General features: G+C 70.1%; 17 protein-coding genes. 10 read left to right on the forward strand and 7 right to left on the reverse strand.

Annotated elements, in window-relative coordinates; all coding sequences use genetic code 11:
- Positions 1-398: 398 nt before the first annotated feature.
- The 5 genes from ACZ4D5_RS14420 to ACZ4D5_RS14440 all read left to right on the forward strand — a co-directional run bounded on the left by ACZ4D5_RS14420 (position 399) and on the right by ACZ4D5_RS14440 (position 5,942).
- Positions 399-1,031 carry a hypothetical protein gene (locus ACZ4D5_RS14420; protein WP_467772667.1) on the forward strand — a complete coding sequence of 211 codons (633 nt, stop codon included), beginning with the start codon at positions 399-401 and terminating at the stop codon, positions 1,029-1,031.
- A 13-nt stretch (positions 1,032-1,044) separates the two neighbouring features.
- Positions 1,045-2,529 (forward strand): hypothetical protein, encoded by a 1,485-nt coding sequence (locus tag ACZ4D5_RS14425; RefSeq protein ID WP_467772668.1) that lies wholly within the window; start codon positions 1,045-1,047, stop codon positions 2,527-2,529.
- A gap of 439 nt (positions 2,530-2,968) precedes the next feature.
- Positions 2,969-3,361 (forward strand): Lsr2 family DNA-binding protein, encoded by a 393-nt coding sequence (locus ACZ4D5_RS14430; protein ID WP_467773029.1) that lies wholly within the window; start codon positions 2,969-2,971, stop codon positions 3,359-3,361.
- Positions 3,362-3,705: 344 nt separating this feature from the next.
- The gene (locus ACZ4D5_RS14435; RefSeq protein WP_467772669.1) at positions 3,706-4,209 is read left to right on the forward strand and encodes a hypothetical protein; all 504 of its coding nucleotides are present in this window, start codon (positions 3,706-3,708) and stop codon (positions 4,207-4,209) included.
- A gap of 782 nt (positions 4,210-4,991) precedes the next feature.
- On the forward strand, positions 4,992-5,942 hold the full coding sequence (locus tag ACZ4D5_RS14440; RefSeq protein WP_467772670.1) for a hypothetical protein: 951 nt from the start codon (positions 4,992-4,994) through the stop codon (positions 5,940-5,942).
- A 76-nt stretch (positions 5,943-6,018) separates the two neighbouring features.
- On the opposite strand, the gene ACZ4D5_RS14445 is transcribed toward ACZ4D5_RS14440, so the two are convergent.
- The gene (locus tag ACZ4D5_RS14445) at positions 6,019-6,777 is read right to left on the reverse strand and encodes a trypsin-like peptidase domain-containing protein (RefSeq protein WP_467772671.1); all 759 of its coding nucleotides are present in this window, start codon (positions 6,775-6,777) and stop codon (positions 6,019-6,021) included.
- A 292-nt stretch (positions 6,778-7,069) separates the two neighbouring features.
- Here ACZ4D5_RS14445 and ACZ4D5_RS14450 point away from each other — a divergent pair, with 292 nt between their 5' ends.
- Entirely contained in the window at positions 7,070-8,452 is a 1,383-nt protein-coding gene (locus ACZ4D5_RS14450) for a serine/threonine-protein kinase (RefSeq protein ID WP_467772672.1), read from the forward strand.
- Here the strand turns inward: ACZ4D5_RS14450 and ACZ4D5_RS14455 are convergent.
- Positions 8,389-8,778 (reverse strand): hypothetical protein, encoded by a 390-nt coding sequence (locus ACZ4D5_RS14455; RefSeq protein ID WP_467773041.1) that lies wholly within the window; start codon positions 8,776-8,778, stop codon positions 8,389-8,391. The two genes, ACZ4D5_RS14450 and ACZ4D5_RS14455, sit on opposite strands and share 64 nt — an antisense overlap.
- 108 nt (positions 8,779-8,886) lie before the next feature.
- Here ACZ4D5_RS14455 and ACZ4D5_RS14460 point away from each other — a divergent pair, with 108 nt between their 5' ends.
- Positions 8,887-9,525: an HAD family hydrolase gene (locus ACZ4D5_RS14460; RefSeq protein WP_467772673.1), complete on the forward strand. Its 639-nt coding sequence runs from the start codon at positions 8,887-8,889 to the stop codon at positions 9,523-9,525.
- Between the two features lie 62 nt (positions 9,526-9,587).
- On the opposite strand, the gene ACZ4D5_RS14465 is transcribed toward ACZ4D5_RS14460, so the two are convergent.
- From ACZ4D5_RS14465 to ACZ4D5_RS14475, 3 genes are read right to left on the reverse strand one after another with little or no spacing between them, the layout of a single operon-like run.
- On the reverse strand, positions 9,588-10,994 hold the full coding sequence (locus ACZ4D5_RS14465; protein WP_467772674.1) for an MFS transporter: 1,407 nt from the start codon (positions 10,992-10,994) through the stop codon (positions 9,588-9,590).
- Entirely contained in the window at positions 10,991-13,015 is a 2,025-nt protein-coding gene (locus tag ACZ4D5_RS14470; RefSeq protein ID WP_467772675.1) for a PEP/pyruvate-binding domain-containing protein, read from the reverse strand. Before ACZ4D5_RS14470 ends, ACZ4D5_RS14465 begins: the two co-directional genes overlap by 4 nt.
- The gene (locus tag ACZ4D5_RS14475; RefSeq protein ID WP_467772676.1) at positions 13,012-14,367 is read right to left on the reverse strand and encodes an ATP-grasp domain-containing protein; all 1,356 of its coding nucleotides are present in this window, start codon (positions 14,365-14,367) and stop codon (positions 13,012-13,014) included. Before ACZ4D5_RS14475 ends, ACZ4D5_RS14470 begins: the two co-directional genes overlap by 4 nt.
- 417 nt (positions 14,368-14,784) lie before the next feature.
- Here ACZ4D5_RS14475 and ACZ4D5_RS14480 point away from each other — a divergent pair, with 417 nt between their 5' ends.
- Positions 14,785-16,080, forward strand: coding sequence for a PAS domain S-box protein (locus tag ACZ4D5_RS14480; RefSeq protein ID WP_467772677.1), 1,296 nt, complete (start codon positions 14,785-14,787; stop codon positions 16,078-16,080).
- Positions 16,081-16,608: 528 nt separating this feature from the next.
- Here ACZ4D5_RS14480 and ACZ4D5_RS14485 read toward each other — a convergent pair.
- Complete coding sequence (locus ACZ4D5_RS14485; RefSeq protein ID WP_467772678.1) at positions 16,609-17,115, reverse strand: nuclear transport factor 2 family protein; 507 nt, start codon at positions 17,113-17,115, stop codon at positions 16,609-16,611.
- Between the two features lie 124 nt (positions 17,116-17,239).
- Here ACZ4D5_RS14485 and ACZ4D5_RS14490 point away from each other — a divergent pair, with 124 nt between their 5' ends.
- Both ACZ4D5_RS14490 and ACZ4D5_RS14495 read left to right on the forward strand, forming a co-directional pair.
- The gene (locus tag ACZ4D5_RS14490; protein ID WP_467772679.1) at positions 17,240-18,169 is read left to right on the forward strand and encodes a LysR family transcriptional regulator; all 930 of its coding nucleotides are present in this window, start codon (positions 17,240-17,242) and stop codon (positions 18,167-18,169) included.
- A gap of 306 nt (positions 18,170-18,475) precedes the next feature.
- Positions 18,476-19,165 carry a VOC family protein gene (locus tag ACZ4D5_RS14495; protein WP_467772680.1) on the forward strand — a complete coding sequence of 230 codons (690 nt, stop codon included), beginning with the start codon at positions 18,476-18,478 and terminating at the stop codon, positions 19,163-19,165.
- 147 nt (positions 19,166-19,312) lie between these two features.
- On the opposite strand, the gene ACZ4D5_RS14500 is transcribed toward ACZ4D5_RS14495, so the two are convergent.
- Complete coding sequence (locus tag ACZ4D5_RS14500) at positions 19,313-21,628, reverse strand: glycosyl hydrolase family 18 protein (RefSeq protein WP_467772681.1); 2,316 nt, start codon at positions 21,626-21,628, stop codon at positions 19,313-19,315.
- Between the last annotated feature and the right edge of the window lie 475 nt (positions 21,629-22,103).

Below are 22,103 nucleotides of genomic sequence, written 5' to 3' on the forward strand. Positions count from 1 at the left end.
AATCGCCATCACGGCAGGACCCAGTGCTCACGAAGCTGCGGTCCCTACACACAGTCCAGGTTCCGCGGATTCGCGAGCACTTCCGCGTGATCATGAGCACCGTTCGAGCATTTCCGCGTGATCATGGGCAGCGGTAACGCGCAGTAGCTGTCGGTTGTAGACCGTCAGCGGTCGCCCGAGGGCTCTGTTGGTGGCGCGGGATCCGGCCGCAGCAGCTCGCCATCCGGTCGCTGTCGGGAGGGGCGGCGCAAGGGCTGACGCGCGCAGCAGGGGTCGCAAATGCGCCAACAGTGCGTGACCCCCTGTATCCGAGGCGTCTCACCGGGTGATCATCGCTGGGTGGGTCGACGACCACTGGGGCCGGCCCCTTGTCCCTACGTGAAGGGGTGCTGCCCGACATGGTCCAGAGCACGATCGATCTGCCGATGGGATTCGAAGTCCCGGAAGCGTTTACCGACATCGACTTCTCCGTCTCCGCCGAGGTCAACACCAACCGGCTGATCGAGCGCCTGAACATGGTCGATCCCAAGCCGAAGGAGGCGGAGATCGCCCATGCGGTCCTCGCGCAGCAGTCGATGTATGAACTGCTGTCGGCGGCCGGGGCGGTGTACGCGGGGACCCTGCTTTACGGGCCGACGAAGGAGAAGCCGGAGGCGAAGCTGGCGTCGGCGATCCTGACGGTCACCGCGCGGCCCAGCGAGCTGTCGAACGATCAGACCGTGCACCGGCTGGCGCGCACCATGGGTGCCATCTACCCGGACGCCGAGGTCGGTGTCGTGCGCCTGGCCGTGGGGCCGGCGGTGCTGCTGACCGAGGAACGCAAGGTGGAAAAGCCGGTCAACCTGCTCGGTGACGGCGGCGATCCGACCGTGGTGCGTCAGCTGCACGTGTTCGTACCGATCCCCGGCCGGCTGGCGATGGCCGACTTCGCCATCGCCACGGAGAACCTCGCCGACTGGGAGGCGTGCGTGGAGATCCTCGCCGAGGTCTGCCGCACCATCACGTTCGACACCGCCGACACCGCGGCCTGACCAGGAGGCAACCGTGCAGATCGAGTACAAGCTCAGGGCCAACTGGCCGACGCTGGGCTACAACCCGAACCAAGACAAGATCGTTTTCAATGTTCAGAGCGAACTGAACATGTACACCACCAACACCAAGACAGCCATGAAGGTATGGAAGTGGGACCCGGACGCCCTCACGGCCGAAGACCACTACCGGATCGACCAGATCCTGCGCATGTACGTCTTCCAGCGCGACCAGGTCCTCAACGCCCTCAGCCGCCTGGACGGCGAGACCTTCGACTACTGTGCCTCCGACCCCGAGATCAGGCCGCAACTGCAGGACTTCCAGACGTTCCTGTCCAAGGAGACGAGGAAGTTCCAGGGGGGCGCAGGGGCCAGGGAGGCCCTCTTTGACTTCTACAGGGCGGAGGAGGAAAAGCATCCGGAACGCGACGACCAATGGTTTGACCGTATGGTGGACGCGTGGCCCCGGCCTTTGAGGGAAGAAACTTCCCCTGGTCCCTGGGAAAAATTTCCCCCTGTTGCAGGGGTGATCGCCTTCCAGCACCCCGCTGTTGCCCGCTGCCTCGGCCAGATCCCCTCCCTCGCCATGGGCGGAATGTCTGGTGAGGGCGTGTACTTCCGGCTGACGGACAACAGCTACCCCCGGGAGTGGATCAAGGACGGCCGCCTGTACGACCTGGTCGACATGGCGCTGGCCCTGCAGGCGGAGCTCCAGCTCCAGTGTCTGCTGACCGACCGCGAGTTCACCCGGCTGATTGTCACCCGCGGCCAGGAGTTCGAGTACCTCAAGGCAGAAGCCGCCCGCAAGGCCGCCGAAGCGGAAGCCGGCAGCTTCTGGGCCGCCTTCGGGGACATCCTCGGGATCGTTTCCGCCGTCGCCGGTGTCCTGGCCCTCATCCCGGTCCTGACCCCGATCGCCGGCCCCGTTGCCGCCGTCACCGCCATCGGCGCGCTCGGCGCCCATACCGTGGACGCCTCGATCAAGGGCGACTGGGACGCGATGACCCTGGTCGGGCTCGGCGCGGACGCCCTTGCCGCCCTGCCCGCCATCGGCGCCGTCGCCAAGAGCCTCAAAGCCGGAAAGGCCGTGACCAAGGTCTTCGGGGCCGGCGCGAAAGCCACCACCAAGGCAAGCGTCGTGGTCAGGCGCGCCGGGCTGACCTTCCTTGCCGAGACCGGCGGCAGCGCCGCCTCCGAGGCCACCGCCGTCTTCAACTACGTGGGCACCAAGGGCGCGAAGATCCTCCGGGCGACCGAGTCCAGTGGAAAGCTCGCCGGGAAGGTCCTGCAGGGCTCAGTCAACCTCTCCACCCAGGTCCCACTGGTCGTGGAGATGGCCAGCGGCACCGACATGTCCGACCCGAAGAACGCCGCCGCCGGTACCGCACTGACCGCCAACTACGGCCAGAGCATCGGCAGCTGGGGGCCTGTCGGCTCCGCCGCCAAGAAGGCCGGCACCACCTCCCTCGCCGCCTTCGCCAAGATCATCGGCCGCCGCTGACCCCAGCCCCGCCCGGGGAGTGCCGCACCAACCACAGGACGATCCGCCCACCCCGACGGCACTCCCCGCCCGGCAGGAACACCAGGAGGAACCATCACCCCCGGCCCCGGCACCCGCCTCGCACTCGTCAAGGCCACCCTGGCCGCCGGCGGCGCGGGCTTCTTCGTCCTCGCCCTCGCCGCCGGGCATTCGTGGGCCTACGCCGTCGGCGCTCTCCTCCTGGCCGCCTCCGTCAGCACCGGCCGGTGGCCCTGGGGAATGCGCCCCACCCGCTCACACCAGCACGACGACCACCGGCCACCCTCCGAGTAGGCGGTCACGAGGAGTTCGGACTCAGCGCTGGGGTTTCACCCCTACTCGGCCCGAGACGCTGCCGTTGCCGCCTCGAGTGCCGGTGCCGGCCGCACGGATCTACGACCTGACAACCACGCATCTGCCGGTGTCGGCCGTCGCGGAAGTTCGAGCCTGGGCTCGCAGTCAAGACCTCGATGTTCCGCAACGGGGCAGGCTCCGCCAGGAGATCTGGGATGCCTGGCCCGCTGCGCACCCGGAACGACCCCCAAGGGGCTTCTTCGGGCCATACCCGACTCACTGGCTGACGCACGCGTTGCCACCTATAGCGGCGGATCCCCGGTTAGCGAAACCGGGGATCCTCCGGGTCATTGTCCTTCCACCGCCCCCGTTCAATCCGTGGAAGGACCCCCTCGTGCCCCAAGCCGCCCGCCACACGATCCTGCTGCCGACACCCTCACGCCCGACCGGCGGTGAGCACAGAACCATCGCTACGCAGAGCGACCCCCGATGGCTCCCCGCTCAGGCGTTCTGCTCATGATCCACACCCTCGCACAGTGCTCATCTCGTGCGGAAACCGCCATCACCGCAGGACCCAGTGCTCACGAAGCTGCGGTCCCTAGACACAGCTCCGAGCCGGAGTCGGCGGTCTGATGGCGTCCGGCATCACGCAGACGCCCCCGGACGATCTCGCCCGGCGACTCGATGAGAGCGCCGCGCGACTGCCCACCACCCACGCGGATGTGGACCCGGCGGCACTTACCGACGCCGCAACCTCCCTTTACGCCGCGAAGCGACTGGTCGCCCCGACCTCACCACTGCCCGCCCAGCACGCTCCGCTCACCACCTCCGCGGCGCGGAACCCGCGCTGACGACCAGGACCACATGTCACCCGAACTCCCCGCTCAAATCATCCTCAGCACCAGTCGCATCCACGGGCTCGTCGCCATCCCGTACGGCGAGGAGATCCCGCGGGCCACCCGAGCCCTGGAGGAGGCCGGTTTCCAGCAGATGGACGGCGGCGCCTTCGCCGCACCGCTGGCCAACGGGACGACCGCCCGCCACACGGCCAGTGCCCTGGTGCACCGCGCCCACGAACACGGGGCAACCATCGCCACCAGTCCGCGCCCCTATATCGGCGACTTCGGCGACGACCTCGCCGCCCGGCTGCCCGGCACCTGGACTGCGGAGCTGGACCTCATGTACCACCCCTCGGTGCAGGAGGACTTGATCAATTCGCTGTGGGGCAGCGGAGACCTCCTCCAGGCCATGATCCATGCCCACATCCCGAGCGCGGTCGTGCTGAAGTTGGTCCGACGCGCCCGGCGCCTGTTCCGGTCGGCTCGACCTGCAGCTCCTCGCTGTTCGGACGGCCTGCGACGTTGCTGAGTACAATCAGGCACTGACTTTCACGGGGAGCCCTGGTCGGGAGATCCTCCGAGTCACTGGCCTTTCTCCCGGGGCGTCCGTGGCATGTGTGCCTGGGTGCCACGGCCGTCACAACACCGTCGCGCGTCTCCGGCGTACGTCCGAGGAGCGGAATCTGGCACGGTTGCGGAGGAAGCGGAAGTCCGGCTGACCACTGAGTCGCTGAACGCTCTTGCGGCCCGCCGGATTCACTCGATGGCCGCGAGAGCGGGGCGATTTCGGACCGCGTCGAGGTCAGTCAGCAAAGGCCCAGGCATTGAGTTCCGCGAGCCTGCGAGCCTGACGTGCTGCGCCGTCGGCGGAGTCCCGGCGGAGGTTTGAGTAGTGCAGGACCTGGCCGCCCGGCAGCCGGATATCTATGATGCAGCCGCTGAGCTGGTCACCGGCGTTACACGCGCACCGCTGATGCTCCACGGTCCAGCCGAGACCTGTGGGCCCCTGGCACAACAGCGCGATCAGGCCGCTGCAGTGCGGCCCGTGTGTTGTCTCCATCCGGAACACGTTGGCCCCGTTGCACCAGACATCGGTGTTGTTGGACGGGCCTGGCCCAGCCGTCGCTCGGATGCGGCGAAGCAGTGGCGATAGGAAATCAGTCGGCTCATGCTGTGACGCACGGGTGAGTTGATCAGCGTCGCGCTCGACAGCGGTGTTCCTCAGCCTGCTGGAGAACCGCAACTGTTACACCCGCTTCCCCCCTCGGCATCACGGCAGTTCACCCCGTACCGGATAGGCTCTCCCTCTATGTGGAGGGCGAGGAACGAGCAGCCGAGATTCTCTTCGAGCTCCTCCCAGCACTTGCGCCCGGCGGCGAACTGCACGGGCTACCCGGCTTGCGCATCATCAAGCGCCTGCGCACAGCGATCGAACTGCGTGTACTGAACCAGCCCACACGGCTGCGTCTGAGCGGTCCACCCGCCCGCCTGTGGCGCAGCACGGAGCAGACGATGCTCACCAAATGGATCGACCCGAACGCCATGCAGCTCTGCTGGCGTACCGCGCCGAGGGCGTTGACCACTGCCGAGCGCGACCACCTAGCTCAATGGGAAGACGACACCGACCACTTCGTCCATGTTCAGCAACGCGGAGCTTGGCTGGGGAGCGGCCTGCTGCGCAGAGCAGCCGTCCTGCACCGATTCGCCAACACCTACCTCGCCGACGGCTACCGCGGGGCCGCTATCGACATGACGCGTCTGGTCGTACGACCCTCACACGTCCGCCACCGCGGTCCGGGGCCGCAGCACATCGTCGTCGCACTCCTGGACCCGGTATTCGGCCTGCCCCTGCGCCTGACGAGGTTCCGCCGTGACACCGACGAGCAGTTCGCCAGCAACCTGTCCCCCCAGCTTCCTCGCCGGGCTGTGCGGCCTGGGCGCGCCGTAGCTCAGCTCGACGCTCCGGGGCTGCGGGATTGTCCGCAAGTCTGGCCGCCGACGGCGCTGCGACGCACCGTCGTGCCCGTGCCATGCCGAAGCCCCGCAGCCCGTCGCAAGATCCGGACCAGTAGCGGACCAACCCTGCGTCTGGCAGCGCGATTTCACCAGTCCCTGCTGGTCAGTGGAGGCGTGCGCCCTGCACCACCAGCAGACGAAGAATCTTCTGGTGTCGTACTCACCGAAGAAGCTGGACTTCTTCTAAGGGCCCACAAGAAGGCGCCTGACCTGGACTTTTTCCTTTCAGGCGCCTTCCGGCGATGAAGCACAACTGCTGAGGGACGCGGCCCGGCCGCCTGGGGGCTTTCGTCCGGGTGGCCGGGCTTTCGGTGGGAGGAGTTCAGGAGGCGAGGTGGAACCCTGCGCCGACGCCGCCGTTGGCGTTCATCTCGTCGATGATGCTCAGGATCGGCGAACTGTGCTGTGCGCCCCAGGCGTTGCCCACCAGTGTCTGACCGTCGACGACGGGAGCGCCGGAGTCGCCGCCGTTGGTCCAGATGAGGTGGTTGAACCAGATGCCGTTGGTGCCCAGCTTGATGCCGCAGGTGAGGCCCGTGCGGTGGCCCTGCTTGCACATGCGGGTGCCGTTGGCGGGCGGGGCGCCGATCGAGGTAATGGTCACCGAGCCGACGGTGTTGGTGGGAGCGACCCTGGTCTCGTCCAGGTCGATCACCGCGTAATCCAGGCCCTTGGGACCGGTGTTGAGAAGGTTGTTCGGTGTGCCGACGTACGTCACGGCGCCGATGGCGCCCGTCTTGAGATCGGGACGGCTGTCGGGGATCGGGGCCGGGGCCGCGGCTGTTCCGGCGGGAGAGCTGTCCAGATACACCTTCTCGCCGACCAGCTTGTTGCCCTTGTCGTCGATGAAGCAGTGGGCGTTGGTCAGGCCGACGAGGTTGCCGGTGTTGTCACGGCCGACGGCGGTGAGCGTACAGATGTAGTAGCTCTGGGGTGCCTCCGGAGTCGGGCTCAGCCGGAAGATGAGCCCGCTGCCGCCACCGACGGGGGTGAGGGGGTCCGCACTGGCGGACGGGGCCATGGCAATGGACGTGACCGCCAGGAGAACGGCGAGGCCAAGGGCGCGCAGGGTTCGTAACATGCATTCACTTTCCGTGTGAGGCTGGAGTGATCAGATGGACGATGACGCCATATAGGAACACGACCGGACATCCGCCGCCATAGGGTTCTCCGCCAGCCGCCACGCGGGCTTACCGCCCCGGACTCCGGTGCGGCGCAGGGTAGTTGGGAGATCCCGTGACCCCGATGCCGTTCTCGGCGGGCTGCCGCCACACCTCGCCCATACGATCGCGGACCGCCGGGGCATCGGCGTGAGCGTTGCCGCGGGTCCGAACGCCAGGGTCCGGCGCGGGCGGCCCGGCTATATTCCATGCGTGGACGACGATCACGGGCAACTCCTGTCAGGGCGCTACCGGTTGAGCCGACTGATCGGCCGAGGCGGCATGGGTGCCGTCTGGCACGCTCACGATGAGCAGTTGGGGCGGGACGTCGCTGTCAAGGAGTTGCGGCTGCCCGAGCATCTGGGCGAGCTCGAGCGGCAGAACTGGATCGCCCGGCTCGACCGCGAGGCCCGCGCCGCCGCACGGCTGAAGCATCCGGGGATCATCACGGTTCACGACCGGATATCCGGCCCGGACGGACGGCCCTGGATCGTCATGGAGTTGGTGGACGGCGGGTCCCTGGCCGACCTCGTCGAGGCACAAGGCCCTCTCGCGCCCGAACGGGCCGCCGACGTCGGGCGGCAGGTGGCGGCCGCGCTCGCCGCCGCGCACCGGATGGGGATCACTCACCGGGACATCAAGCCCGCCAACATCCTCCTCGAAGAGGACCGGGTCGTCCTGACCGACTTCGGGATCGCCGCCGTTGAGGGCGACGCCACCCTCACCGCCACCGGCATGATCATGGGCACGCCCGCGTTCATGGCACCCGAGCAGGTCCAGGGCCTGCCCGCGACGGCCGAGTCCGATCTCTGGTCCCTGGGTGCGACGCTGTACGCCGCCGTGGAGGGCCACGCCCCGTTCGCCGGGGCGGCCCCGAGCGCGGTCCTGGTCGCCGTCGTGACGGAGCCGCCGATCCCGGCCTTGCGGGCGGGGGTGCTCGGCCCCGTACTCGACGGGCTCCTGCACAAGGACCCTGCCGCACGCCTGACCATGGATCAGCTGCAGGCCCAGCTCGACTGCTCCACAGCCCCAACTCCCGCGCAGGCACGTCCCGTTGCCTTCGCGCCTCCTACGATGCCGGCGTGGAGACCCGCCGTGGGGCAGGCCGAGGCGGGGCCCACCGCCGGACCGCGCCCCGCACCGCGCCGACGTTTCTCACGGCGGGCCAAGCTGACCACGGCGGTACTGGTGTTCGTACTGGCCGCGATTGCCGCGTCCATCCCTGAGATGCGGGACAACAAGGCGTACGAGGCCAACCGGAAAGTGGCCGACGCCCTGACCGCCCCCAAGGGCTTCTCCCGGCCGACCACGACCCGCGTCGACCAGAACCGGGCGCAAGTGACGTACACATGGCCTGACCCGTGCGTCCATCACTGCACCAACCAGGTCTCACTGGTCGAAGAGTGGTTGAAGCAGCAGGCGGGAGTAGCCCGGGTCGACACCCTCGGGGCCGAACTCGGCGGCTGCCTCGACGACGAGTACGGCTGCCCGATCCTGGTCGAGGAGGCGTCGTCGTACAAGGACCCGACCCTTCAGAGCGCCGCACTCCAGACGAAGGGCAACCGGCTCTCCTTCCGGGTCGACGTGGGCCGATAGCCGCCGGTCATCCTCGGTGGGACACGGCCGGCATGTGCTTCAGTCGCATCGCGGTCGACCCCGAGCAGGTCGCCCTGCGAGCCCTCGTCGAACTCGTCGAACTCTTCAAACTCGTCGAACAGGGCAGGCTCCGCGTCCACATGCGGGAAACGTTCCCGTTCGAGCGCGTCGCCGACGCGGTGAACGGTCCGGTTCAGGGCTGGATCGGAACAGGGGTGGTGCGACGACCGCCGCACCTCAGGCCGTCGTCCCGTGATGGTCCGCAATCCGCGTGGCGCGTGGTGTTCAGGGGTAGAGCGCGAGGGATCGACGAATGACGGTGCCATGAACGGAACATTCGCGCGCCTCGTGACGCACCGACAGGCACGCACAGAAAGACACACACCGACAGACAAGCACCGGAACGGACGCACCAGAAGAGGGGCGACAACGCCATGTACAGACCCGCCTCAAGGGGACCGCTCCACGTGGGCCTCGCGCTCGGCGCGGCCCTGGCCTCGACCGTGCTCTGCGCCACGGCGAGCACCGCCGCGCCCGCGCACACGTCGGGCAGCGCGGCACGCGCCGTCGCCGGGCAGGTGGGCGTCGAACGCGCCTGCCCCGTCGTGTACTTCGACCTGGGCGAGACCCTGGTGCACACGGCGGACGACGGCAGCACCGGCTACCACCCCGGCGCGGCCGCCTATCTGCGGGCCCTGCGCGAACGGCACATCGAAGTCGGCCTGATCACCAACGTGCCGCCTTCCTGGGGCAAGACCGACGCCGAGCGTGCCGCCCGATTGAGGAGCGAGGTCGACGCCACGTGGCAGGGCTCGGCGCCCTTCGCCTGGAAGGACTTCGGCGACCGGATCCTGACGCCTCGTACGGAAGCTGAGCGCAAGCCGGCGCCGGTGCTGTGGCAGCGGGCGAAGGACCTCTCGGGCGGTTGCCGCCTCGTCTACCAGGCGGAGACGGCCAAGGAGGTCGACGTCGCGGCCTCGCTCGGCTACCTGGCGTACCAGGTCGACCGGCCGCACCGACCCGTGTATCTCCCGGTCGGACTGATCGAACTCCTCGGCCACCGGCCGCGCTGACGGCTACGTCCTCCTTGTCCTCCCTGCCTTGCCCGTCACCCCCGTCATCCCTGTCTTCCCCCTCATCCCCGCCGCCCCCTGCCGGATTTCGCCTCGGTGGCGGCGCGGGTCACCTCGTCCTCCCCGTCGCCCCCGTCCCCCGCGTCACCCGCACCCTGCACCGCCACCTCCGGAAACATCTGCGATTGCGCTGCCTCCCGGCTGCGCGTCACCACCCCGCTGCGCAGGACCAGTTGGAAGCCGCCCAGCAGGATCGCCGTCGCCAGCGCACTGTGCAGCAGCAGGGCGTCCAGGTGGCCGGCGGAGACGTACGCGCCCACGGCGACCGCGGCGAGCGCGCACACCGCACGGTCCACGATGCTCTCGACCGAGAGGAGCGTCGCGCGCGGGGCATGTGCGGGCACGGCGTCGTTGACCAGCTTGCGCTGGACGGGGTAGGCGAAGCCGGTCGCGGCGGCGAACAGGCAGAGCAGCGCCACCACGGACCACGGTCCGCCGAAGGCCATGCCCGCCAGGCTGCCCGCGAGCACGAGGCTGAGCAGAGAGACCCAGGCCACCGGTGTGAGGCGGCGGCTCAGCCACTGCGGGCGGGCCGAGCCCACCGCCTCCGCCACCGTCATCGCGGCCAGCACTCCGCCGTGCGAGGCCTCCGCGATGCCGTGGTCGAGCAGGATCGGCTGGAAGAGGTTCACCTGGCAGATGCGGGAGAGCGTGAAGACGGCCACGCCCTGGACCATGACCAGGGCCAGCCACCGCGAGGAGGCCGCACAGCGCAGGGCCGCGCCCGCGTCCCGCAGGAACGCGCCACCCCTGCGCCCTCCGTCCGACTGGTCGGGCGCCGCCTTCCCGCTGCCGCCCGCCACTCCGGCGAGCCGGGGCAGCGCGACGGCGCAGGCCAGCGAGCCCGCCGCGCTGACGGCGCTGAGCAGGTAGGGCGCCGGGTGGGCGAGCGCCATCAGCGGCCCGACCAGCGGCCAGCACACGACCTTCGCCGCGAGGCCGAGGGCGCGTGCGGTGCCCTCCGCCTTCAGGTAGTGCTCGTCGCACTTCTCGGCCCGCAGCCCGTCGTACAGATAGGCGCTCGCCGCGCCCGAGGTGAGCGAGCGGCCCGCCGCGATGGCGAGGAAGTGCACGAGGAAACCGGTGTACGAGGCGCTGAGCACCGGAGCGAGGTTGGCCGCCGTCATGACCACCGCGCCGGCCCGCAGGCAGTTGCGGGTGCCGATCCGGTCGGCGATCAGCCCGGTCGGGATCTCGAACAGGCAGAACGCCACGTAATAGATGCTCTGGATGCCGAAGATCTCGGCGTCCGTCAGCCCGGCCGTCTTCTGGTAGGCGTAGAACACCGGCATCCACCACAGCAGGTTGAACAGCAGCTGGAAGCCGTAGTTGAGCCGGATGATCCGGCGTGCGGTGTCCGTCAGGCCGCCGCCCGCCCCGGTGGCGGACCGGCGGATGCGCGGGCTCACAGCGCGTACGGGCGGATCTGGACCAGGCGGAAGTCACCCTGCTCGGTCATGAGCCACTCGATGTCCAGCGGCTTGTCCACGTCGGCCCCGCCGCACGGCGCCCCGCTGAAGTGGGACTGCAGGAGCCGCCCGGTCAGGGACAGGTCGGCGAGCCTGGCCCGGGTCGCGGCGGACAGCGGCTCGCCGAAGGAGCCCAGGGCGACGGTGCGTCCGCCGCCTTCCACCGTGTTGTACAGGTACTGCTGTGGCAGCACCGAGCCGTCGACCACCTGCTCCGGCGAGCCCGGCGAGCAGTTGAGGTAGACGTTGCGGAAGTCCTCGCCACGCGTCGGGTTGCAGGTGACGAGGACGCCGCCGAGGGCGGCGGGCACGTACTCCTGGATGATCACGCCCATGTACGTGTCGTCCAGGGAGATGCCGACCTGGTGGCGCAGGCGCACGCTGCGGGGCGAGAGGAGGGAGGCCCACACCTGGCGTACGGCGTCAAGGAGTTCGTCGGTGCCGTGGACGGTGGTGACGGAGTCGTAGACGCCCGCCGCGGAGAACCCGGGCAGGTCCTCGGCGTTGGAGGAGGAGCGCACCACGAGGCGGCCGCCCCAGGCCGCGGCGGCGGGGAAGGCCTGGATGATCTGCCGCGTGACGGACTCGGGGACGGGCGTGTGCCGGATGAGGTGCTGGAGCTGCAGGCAGAGCGCGTCCAGGACGTCCGTGGCGTCGAGTTCCAGTGCCATTTTGAGCTTGCCGATGCCCTGTTGGAGAGGGGCACAGGAGGCGAGGAAGTTCTGCTGCAGCGCGAAGGGGAGCGCGACGCCCGCCGGGGCTCCGACCGTCGAGGCCACGAACCGGGCCGCGGCGGCGCGCAGTTCGTCCGCGGCGGGCTCTTCCAGGCCGAGCCGTGCGGCTAGGTGCCCGCAGAGGTTGTCGCGCGGTGGGCGCGGCTGCCGGTAGAAGGCGGTCAGGTCGGCCGTGCGGCTGTCGAGCACGTGGTGCAGCTCGCCGAGGTTGGCCGCCTTGGTGCCGTACCGGTCCCGGTCGGTGCCACGCAGCCGGTGCAGGGCAAGGACGGGGGTGTCCTCAAGGAGGGGCGGTTCGAGGCGGATGCGCTGCTGGTGCCAGGACGGGGCATCGAGGACCGGCTCGTGGTCGAGGCGTTCCAGGGAGATCTCGTCCTCGCGCACCCGGTAGCGGATCCACGCCCCGTCCAGGGCGTCGCGCTCGACGATCTGCGCCAGGTCGCGCACGATCGCGTTGGGTATCCCCCACCCGGAGGCGAGGACGTTGGTGTGCGAAAGCGGCGTGATCGGGGCGGTGTTGAGGAATCCCGCCACCCGGGGCACGTCGTCCGGCAGGCACGGCATGGCGACGATGTCGGCCCAGCCGAGCCCGGCCTCGGCCGCCGCGTACTCCTCGTGCGTACGGAAGTACCGCAGCCGCCCGGTGGCCTCGCCGGAGTTCAGCGGGGTCCTGGTCCTGTTGCCGAAGAGTTCATGGCTCAGGATGCGCGGCACGCGCTGCTCGCTGATCGCCGCGAGTTCCTCCTCCTGCCCGTGGTTGGCGGGCTTGAGGAGCACGGGCAGGCGGCTGTCGACGCGGACCCGCACGTACTCGTAGAACCAGGCGAGGAGGTCACCGTGCATGGTATCGGCCTCGGTGGTCTCAAGGACCAGGAAGGGGCGTTCGCGGCCCTCGGCGTCCTGTTCGGCGTGCAGGGACAGGACGCCGAGCAGGAAGCGGCGGTCGGGGTCCGTGTAGACGGAGGCGTTGAACGCGTCCAACTCGGCGTCCAGGGCGGCGAGTTCCATGCCCAGGACGCGGGTGGCGACGTAGTTGACGTGGAAGGGGTGGGCGGCGGTGTCGAGCAGGTGCCAGGTGTCCTCGGAGCGGTCGACGACGACCTTGAGGTACTGGTGGCCCGCGAGGACGCCCGAGAGGGTGCGGAAGAGCGGCAGGGAGAGGTTCTCACCGACGACGGTGCGGTCCGTGGCCGGTTCGGGGGCGCCGGAGAGCAGTTGGGCGGTCATCGGGAAACCTCCTCGGGCTGAGCTGCGGGCAGGACCCGGGGCAGGGCGTCCACCAGGGTCTCGAAGTCGCGGAGCACGGTGCGCGGGTCGGTGGCGGAGAGCAGGCACAGGGCCGCCATGGTGTTGGCTCCGGCGGCCGGGTCGTAGACCGGCACGGTGTCGCCGTCGGCCAGTGAGCTCTCCGCGACGACCGCTAGGCGACTGCCACGGCTCAGCGGCACGCGGGCGGTGACCGCGGAGAAGTCCCAGGCCCTGCGGTCCCGCCAGGCCCGGCCCGCACCGTCGACCGCGAGGACGACGAGGGAGCCCGCCGCCCCGCGTGCCTGCGCCGGGGTGAGGGCGCGCTCGGGCCAGTGGACCGGGCGGCCCAGGAGATGGTCGACGAGCATGCCGATCAGGTCGAGGTCGAAGACCTCCTCGATCTGCGGCACCGTCATCGCGCCGCCGAACCGGGCGGCCGTCTCGATCAGCCACATCCGGCCGTCCGCACCGAGCTTGATCTCGGTGTGGGTGCCGCAGTCGCGCAGGCCGAGCGCGTCGACGGAATCCCGGGCGAGAGCCACGATCCGGTTCTGCGCGTCCGGGGACAGCTGGGCGGGGGTGATGCCCGCCCGCTCGGTGAACGGTTCGACGGTGGGCATCCGGCCGCTGACGCAGACCGGGTGGAACACGCCCTGCGCCACGACGCCCTCGACGCTGACGTAGTCGCCCCAGCCCGGGTCGTCGAACCATTCCGAGGCGGTGCCAGTGACGATCTGCTCGACCACGAAGTCCGCGTCGGCCTCGGCCACATGCAGTTCCGCGTAGCCCAACTGGGCCGATTCGGCCATCACGTCGCGCGACCTGCGCCATGCGGCGGACACCTCGTGCGGGGAGCGGATGATCTGGTGCGCGGTGGAACCCGCGCTCCAGGCCGCTTTGAGGAGGAGCGGGAAGGGCAGGTGGGCGGCCGCCTCGTGGAGGTCCGCCTCCGTGGCGACGGGCCTGAACTCGGGCTGAGGCAGGCCGCGTTGCCGCCAGGTGCGCCGCATCAGGCGCTTGTCACGGGCGAGTGCGGCGGCGCGGCCCGCCCCCGGCAGACCGAGCGCCTCGCACGCCTCGGCGACGGCGACGACCGCGTACTCGGAGAAGGTGAGCACCGCGTCCGCGCCGACGGCCTTCGCCCGCGCGACGATCAGCGACACCAGGTCGGCGCGCTGCGCGTCGGTGGGCGTCACCACCGAGGCGCACAGTCTGCCGGCGTCACCTGCCACGGCCGGAGGAAGAGCGCTGAGCGCCAGGAGGTGCACCTGCGTCTTCGCGGCCGCCCTGGACAGGACGTGACCGAGCGGCGGACCACCCTTGGCATGCACTAACAGCACCTTGCTCACTGAAGTTCGTCTCCGTTTCGTCCAGTTGGTGCGTATCGCCGTACGGATCGGTGCCACGCGCCGACCGCGGAGGGGCACCGGGGAAAGGGGGGCGGGGCATGTTCACCCGCACTTCCAAGGGGAACAGGCGCCGGTTGCCTGCGAGGCCACTGCGGCGGCCCGGCGTTCAGGCAAATGCCTGAGTCGCCAGGGCGGCATGTGCCACGCGCACCGGCGGCCCGCCCACGAACGCCCACGACCCACGAACACCCACGGCTCGCGAACGCCCACGACTCCACGAACCCCCCGTGGCCTGTGGTGCCACTTCGGCCGAGAACCGAGCATGCGCGAGCGACGGACGGGATACGCATCGCGAGGTGACTGTGCGTCAACCACACGTATACGGACGGAGATACAGCTGTGGACGATTCCAGCCTCAAGGCCCTGCTCGAGGACCTTCCCGTGTTCTGGTGGGAGGTCGACCAGCCCTGGCAGGTACGGGAGAGGGGTGGCGGCGCCTTCGCCGACACCGGCACGGCACAGCGCTTCCTGGACCGGATCCGGCAGGACGTCGCGGGCTCCGGACACCCGCCTCGGGACGGACGCTGGCTGGCCCGGTTCGACGGCCGCACCTTCGACGTGAGCTGTCCGCGGGACGCCGCCCGCGCACACCACCGCACCCGCGGTCTGGCGGTGGAGGTCGACACCCATCCCGAAGCCCCGCGCCGGTACGCCGCCTTCGCCGACCTCGTCGACCTCGCCCCGGCGGCCGCGTTCATCCGGGACCGGCACGGACGGTACCTGTGGGCCAACCACGCCTACGCGCACCTCTACGGCACCACGGCCCAGGCGCTCACCGGCCGGCGCATCGAGGACTTCGACGCGCCGGCGGAGGCCGTCCACTTCCGCACGCTCGACCAGGAGATCCTGACCCGGGGCAGGCCGGTGCGCCACGCCCTTGACTACCGCCGCCCGGACGGCAGCGCGGGCCACGCCGTCGGCCACCGCTTCCCCGTCCAGGAGAACGGGCAGACCTGCGTCGCCGGAATCTACGTCGACGTCACGGACCACCTCCGCGCCATGGTCCAGCGCCAGGAGGCCGAGGAGCACCTGCGGGCGCTGCGCGACCACACCGGCCTGCCCTGCGCGCTCCTGTCGGCCGGCGGTCGCGTGATCGAGGCGAGCGCGGCGGCCGCCGAGCTGTTCGGCCTCGCCCTGCCCGACCTGGTCGGCCGCCGGGCGCACACGCTGCTCGCGCCCGCCCCCGGCCTGGACCGGCTGCACCGCAGATGGCGGGGGCTCATAGCCCGGCGCACCAGACGGGTGGAGACCTCCGTGACGCTCGACGGCACGCGGGGGCTGCAACGCCGCGCACGGCTCCACCTGACCACGGTGGGCCATTCCGCGGAGCGGGCCCCGCACGTCTGGGCCGTCGTCACGCACCAGAGCCTCGCCCACGAGGCCCATCCGTTGCTGACCGCCGCGCAGATCCGCATCCTCACCCTCTTGGCAGAGGGCAGCAGCAACAGCGACATCGCCACCTCGCTGAAGCTGTCCCGCCAGACGATCGACTACCACCTGGGCCGCCTGCGCGAGCTCCTGGGCGCCGCCACCCGCCCCGCCCTCGTCGCACGCGCCTACGTCCTCGGCATCCTCTCCCCCGCCGCCTGGCCCCCGCGCTCGACCACGGCGGGGCATCCGCTGAGCACGGTCTGAGATCCGGGCGCGCGCTGGGACGCGATCCTCCGGCCCCGCACATTGATCCGACGGCTCGGTCCCACGCGGATCGGCCATCACGAACGCGAAGCTCGGCGAGTCCGCCAACTGGTGTGCCCCGTAACGGAATTCACCTCAGCACACGGGAAAGCCCGGGCTACCCGGACAGCTCGGCCTGCCACTGTCGCGGCCACCGGCCCGACGGTGGCGGCGCACCGTTGATTCCGAGGTCACGCCACGCACTCTCGTAGGTTGCCGCATCCCCGACGAGCAGGACGGACTGTCTCGAAACGCTTCTCGCCCCACCTCTCGTCCCTGCGCACCGACGCGTGGTCGTATCTCTGGCTCAGTGCCCTGGGCTCCCTCTTGATGGCCGTCGACGCGGTCGTGGAGGGCGACTGGGGTTTCCTGCTCGGAGGGGACCTGGGCCCTCGTCTCGTTCTGGGGTCTGCTCACCAGGTCACGGGGGCGCACACCCGGGGCAGCTCACTGACCGGGCCGCGCACACAAGCCCGCCCTGGTCCAGGGTCAGCCGAAGACAGCGGTGGGTTCGCCCTCGAACCAGGTGTTGGCGATGACGAGTCGGCGGATGACCCAGCGGTCGTGGTCCCGGACCAGCTCGACGTCGTAGGGGTTCTTCAGCAGCGCACGCTTCGTGGGGTCGGCGGTGAGCAGGTGCTGGGCCTCCACCAGGGCGGTGAGGCGGGCGGTGTCGCCGTCGATGGTGATGCGCACGTTGGTGACCTGGTGGGTGGTGTCGACCCGGCCGGTGAACATGGCCAGGATCGTGGTGACGATGGTGTCGCGTCCGGACATCAGCGGCGGCCTGGCTCCCCACTTGGCGGCGGCCGGGCGGAAGTCGAGTTCGGCGTCGGCGGCGAAGGCCGAGGCGAAGAGCTCCTTGTCCTTGAGGTCCTGGCCGAGGCCGAAGCGGTAGAGCGCGTCGGTGATCTCCGTACGGTCCCTGAGTTCCGCGACGACCGCGGCGGTGTCGGTGGAGGGGGCGGTCAGGGCGCTCTCGCCGGTGACGTACATGATGTTCTCCGATGCAGGTCAGATGGTGTTCCAACGCCTTTGATCCTGCTGCAGGCCACAGGGGGCATCAATGCGCACCTGCGCAACGACCGTGAAGCCCCGGTTAACGATGGAGGGGTGCGGGATGGTCGAGCGACATGAGCTGGAGGCGTTCCTGACGCTCGCAGAGGAGTTGCACTTCGGCCGCAGTGCCGAGCGGCTGCACGTGTCCACGGCCCGGGTCAGCCAGACGATCGCCAAGCTGGAGCGCCGCGTCGGCGCCCCACTGTTCCATCGCACCAGCCGCCGGGTGGAACTCTCCCCGGTGGGACGACAGTTGTACGAGGACACGCGCCCTGCCTGGACCCAGATCGCCGACGCGTTCGCGCGGGCCGTCGACACGGGACGGGGCCTGACCGGACTGCTGCGAGTCGCCTTCAGCGGGCCCGCCGCGAGCCAGCTGCTGGTCGGGGTGGCGCAGGCATTCCGCTCCCGGCACCCCGACTGCGACGTCCAGCTCCGTGAAGCACGGCCGCCGGAAGTCCTGCCCTGGCTGCGCGGCGGGGAGGTGGACATCGCGCTGACCTGTCGTCCGAACCACGAGAAGGACATCGCCTTCGGGCCGGTCCTGGTGCGGGAAGCCCGCATGCTCGCCGTACCGGCGGAGCACCCCTTCGCCCGCCGCGCCGCCGTCTCCATGGCGGACCTGGACCGCGTCACCGTTCTCCGGACCCCCGAGACGCTGCCCGACTCGCTGCCCGACTCCCTCAGCGACTCGCTGCCCGATGATCGCGAGCACCGCCGGATCCCCGCCGGGCAGCCCGTCGCGCGCGGCTTCTCAGCCGCGACCTTCACCGAGACGCTCACGCTCGTCGGCGCGGGCGAAGGCGTCGCCACCGTCGGCGCTCACGCCCGACGCCACTTCGCCCGCCCCGATGTCGCGTACGTGCTCATCGAGGATGCCGCGCCGGTGGAGTGGGGTCTGGTACGACTCGCTGACGGCGCCACGGCTCGCGTCCAAGCCTTCAGCCGGGCCGCACTCGACGTGGTGCAGGAGCCCGCGTCGTCCCCCTGACACCCTTCGCGCCCCGAACACCCCGAACACCCCGAACACCCCGAACACTCCGAACACTCCGCGGAAGGTGCCGCCGAAATGCCGCGTCACCGCTGTGGCGCGGGAGGCCCGGACGAGCGGCGCTCGGGCAGTCCCACCTCGACGCGCAGGCCGCCCTCCGGGCCCGTGGCGGCCAGTCGGGGGCAGGCCCGGTGCCGTGCCGCCGCGTCAAGGGATACGGGCTACGGGTGGAGCAAGGCGGCGCCCAGGGCGTGCACCGGACGTTCCGGCGGGCGGGACTCGCAGCGAGGCTGCGAAGATGCGGTCATGGAGCGGATACTGAGTCGGCAGGAAGCGTCGGAGTCGGTCCAGGAGCACGGGTGGCGCTACTTGCTGGGTTCGTTGCAAACGTCGGTGCCGGTCGGGACGTCGGCTCAAGCGATCAGCCTGGCGGCGGACGCCGTCGCGGTGTGCGGCGACGACGCGGATCGCCATCTCCGGATCGACGTCCGCCCCGATCGGGCCGTCTTCACTCTGCAGTCGTCGGACCATGCGGCGGTCACCACCCGGGATGTCGAGCTCGCGCGTCGGATCTCCGCCGCCGTCGGCGAGTCCGGGTTTCTCCCGGAGCCCGGAAGGGGAACGGGGGCGCCACGGTCTGTCCAGCTCGTGGAGATCGCCATCGATGCCCTGGACATCGCCGGGATTCGGCCGTTCTGGAAGGCGGTGTTGGGCTACACCGATGAGGCGGGCTCCGAGGGAGCGGAGGATCCCCTCGTCGATCCGCTCTGGCAGGGCCCGGCGATCTGGTTCCAGCGCATGGACCGCGCGCGTCCGCAGCGCAATCGCATCCACCTCGACATCAGTGTTCCGCACGACGAGGCACCCCGAAGGATCGAGGGCGCGCTGGCCGCCGGGGGGCGGCTCGTATCCGCGGCCCACGCCCCCGCGTTCTGGGTTCTTGCCGACCGGGAGGGAAACGAAGCCTGCGTGACCACGTGGCAGGGCCGGGACTGAAACACATCGACGCCGCACTCGACCACCTGGTCTCACGAAGGCTGCGGTGCCCCTGCGTCCCCGAGCAGGGCAACAGCCCCCGGGCGATCCGTGTCGGGCCGCCTCGGAGGGGGGTCCCGAGGCGGCCCGGCCGAGGGGCCGCGGTGGTCACTTCAGGCCGCGGTCCAGGGTGTTGAACAGGATGTTGTTCGAGGTGTCTCCCGACATCTCCCAGATCATGGCGCCGAGCAGACCCTTGGACTTGATGTACTGGGTCTTCTTCTCGATGGACCAGGGGTCGTCGAAGGACCACCACTGGCCGTTCGCCCCGGTGTAGCCGTACGTGGAGACGGACTGCTCGTCGTGGTACACGGTCAGGTTCGGGAAGGCGGCGACGAGGTTGTCGTAGCCGCGGGTGCCCGCCTCCTCCTGGAACTGGCCCGGCGCGGCGCCGTTGGCGCTCTGCCACTCGCCGTGCGCGCCGCCGTCGGCGACCTGCTGCCAGCCGCGCCCGTAGAACGGGAAGCCGATGGTCAGCTTGCGCGGCTTGACGCCCTGATCGGTGTACGCCTTCACGGCGTCGTCGACGCTGAAGTCGTTGGCGTACGGACTCTGCGCGTCCTTGTACAGGTTGGCCTGGTGCCCTGTGCGGTTCGGTTCCCAGGAGTTGTCGCTGCCCGCGCCGTGGAAGTCGTAGCCCTGGACGTTGGCGAAGTCCAGGTACTTGAAGATCTCCTTGAGGTCCCAGCCGTCGTTGATCTTCTTCGGGTCGGCCGGGGTGAACGCGGTGAGCAGCCGGTGGCTGCCGCCGAGCGCGTCGAGCTGTCTGCGGAACTCGGCGATCAGGGCGGTGTTGTTGGCCTTGTCGTCCGTGCTCCAGTGGTTGCCGGGATGGCCGTCCGGCGAGCCCGGCCACTCCCAGTCCAGGTCGAAGCCGTCGAAGATGCCGGCGGCGACGCCGTCACCGCCCGCGCCGTTGTACGCGGGCAGGTTGCCCTTGATGTACATGTCGACGCAGGACTTGACGAACTTCTTCCGCGCCTCGTCCGTCCTGGCGACGTCGGAGAAGTACTTGGAGTAGGTCCAGCCGCCGAGCGAGACGAGCACCTTGAGGTTCGGGTGCTTGGCCTTGAGCTTCTTCAGCTGGTTGAAGTTGCCGCGCAGCTTGCCCCAGCCGTCGTCGGCGACGCCGTCCACGGACTGCCCGGCGGGGAAGGCCCGGCCGTAGTCGGCCTCGGCGTCCCCGGCCCCGTCGCCCTGGTTGGGGTCCTGGGGGTTCGGCGTGGTGCCCTTGGTGACACCGTTGAGGCAGGTGAGGTTCTTGGGATCGATGTTGGCGAAGGCGTAGTTGATGACGTCGAGCTTGGCCGCGGCGCCGGACGTGTCGAGGTCCCGTACGAAGTACTGCCGACCGTAGATGCCCCACTGCACGAAGTAGCCGACCTTGGCGTAACCGCCCTGGCCGACGGCCTCCTTGGTGGTGACGGACAGGATGTCGCTCGCGGGCGACGCGTTGTCGGCCGCGTCCCGCGCCTTGACGGTGAAGGAGTACTCCGTGTCGGGCGTGAGTCCGGTCAGGGTGCTGGTGAGGGTGTCGGCGGGCAGGCTCTCCACGAGGGTCGTGCCGCGGTAGACGTCGTACGCGGCGACGCGCTGGTTGTCGGTGGCCGCGTCCCAGGCGAGCTTCACGGTGCTCGAAGTGACGTCACTGGAGCGGAGGTTGCGGGGCGCGGTGGGCGGCACGGTGTCGGTCGCCGGGTCCACGGTGGTCGCGGTGACGGGGGCGCTGGCCTCGCCGGTGTTGCCGCGCGAGTCCTTGGCGCGGACGCTGAACTGGTAGGCGGTCGCCGGTTCCAGGCCGCGCACCGTGGCCTGGGTGGTGGCGCTCGCCGCCACGACGGTGGTGCCGCGAAGGACTTCGTACGAGGCGACGGGGAAGTCGCCCTGTGCGGCCGCCGTCCACTTCAGGCTGACCGTGCGGGCGGTGGTGTCGGCGACGCTCACCCCGGTGGGGGCCTTCGGGGGCACGGCCGCGGTGCCGTCGCACTTGTCGCCGCTGATGAGACAGCCGGTCGGGGGCTTGAGCTGACCGCTGCCGCGGAAGCTGTAGCTGTACGGCTCGGTGTCACGGCCCGCGGGGACGCGGGCGTTGTAGTACGCGGGCGTCACGACCACGTGCTTGCCCTTGATCTCGGCGGTGCCGTGGGTGTGGCCGCTGATGGTGACGCCGTCGGGCAGGTCGAACTCCAGGGACCAGGTGTCGACGGCGGTGTCGCCGCTGTTCTTCACGACGAACTTGCCGGTCCAGGACGAACCGCTTCCCTCGCTGACGAAGGTGGCGGTGAGCTTGGCGGCCGCGTGGGCGGGGGCCGCGCGTGCGGTGAGTCCGGCCAGCGCCAGGGCGAGCACGGCCAGGAGTGCGAGGAGGCGTCTGGGCGAGGCCAGGGCCCCGCGGGGTCTGGCTGAGGATCTGAGTGGGGACACGGCTCTCCTTGGGGGAGGTGAGGCGTCCGAGGCTCTCCTTCGGCTCGCGTCCGTGTGTCCGCCGCCGGCCGCGTACGAGGGCGGTGGCGGATGCGGGAACGGTCCGATGGGCCAGGGGTCGGACGCGCTTCCTGCGGTACAGACCTCTCAGGGAACCACCCCCCGTGGGCATGTCAACGCGGGCGGGGCGGCCCCCGAGCCGTACCAATTCGGGGTGCCGGGTGCCTCTGCCGCGCTCCCGCGCTCGTAAAGGACTGGACCAACTCGACGAGATTTTGCCACAGCTTGACCCGGGCCCTGCCCGCTCTGACCTCAACTCGACTCCAGCGAGCGGGCGTTGAGTGCCCAGCGACCCTTTCTCCGGCGGTGGCCGACGCGGCGGTACGGAGATCGTCCGCGGTGAGCGCGTGGTCGCCGCGGGCGCATCAACCGAACCGCACGGAACGGGAGTTGTGGCGGCACACGCCGGAGGCCG

The organism is Streptomyces sp. NPDC025651, assembly GCF_055558735.1.

Coding starts and splice junctions, on each gene's coding strand:
- ACZ4D5_RS14455 (WP_467773041.1), bottom strand. CDS start 8,778: ATGGCACCGTCATTCGTCGATCCCTCGCGCTCTACCCCTGAACACCAC.
- ACZ4D5_RS14420 (WP_467772667.1), top strand. CDS start 399: ATGGTCCAGAGCACGATCGATCTGCCGATGGGATTCGAAGTCCCGGAA.
- ACZ4D5_RS14485 (WP_467772678.1), bottom strand. CDS start 17,115: ATGTACGTCACCGGCGAGAGCGCCCTGACCGCCCCCTCCACCGACACC.
- ACZ4D5_RS14460 (WP_467772673.1), top strand. CDS start 8,887: ATGTACAGACCCGCCTCAAGGGGACCGCTCCACGTGGGCCTCGCGCTC.
- ACZ4D5_RS14490 (WP_467772679.1), top strand. CDS start 17,240: ATGGTCGAGCGACATGAGCTGGAGGCGTTCCTGACGCTCGCAGAGGAG.
- ACZ4D5_RS14435 (WP_467772669.1), top strand. CDS start 3,706: ATGTCACCCGAACTCCCCGCTCAAATCATCCTCAGCACCAGTCGCATC.
- ACZ4D5_RS14445 (WP_467772671.1), bottom strand. CDS start 6,777: ATGTTACGAACCCTGCGCGCCCTTGGCCTCGCCGTTCTCCTGGCGGTC.
- ACZ4D5_RS14495 (WP_467772680.1), top strand. CDS start 18,476: ATGGAGCGGATACTGAGTCGGCAGGAAGCGTCGGAGTCGGTCCAGGAG.
- ACZ4D5_RS14470 (WP_467772675.1), bottom strand. CDS start 13,015: ATGACCGCCCAACTGCTCTCCGGCGCCCCCGAACCGGCCACGGACCGC.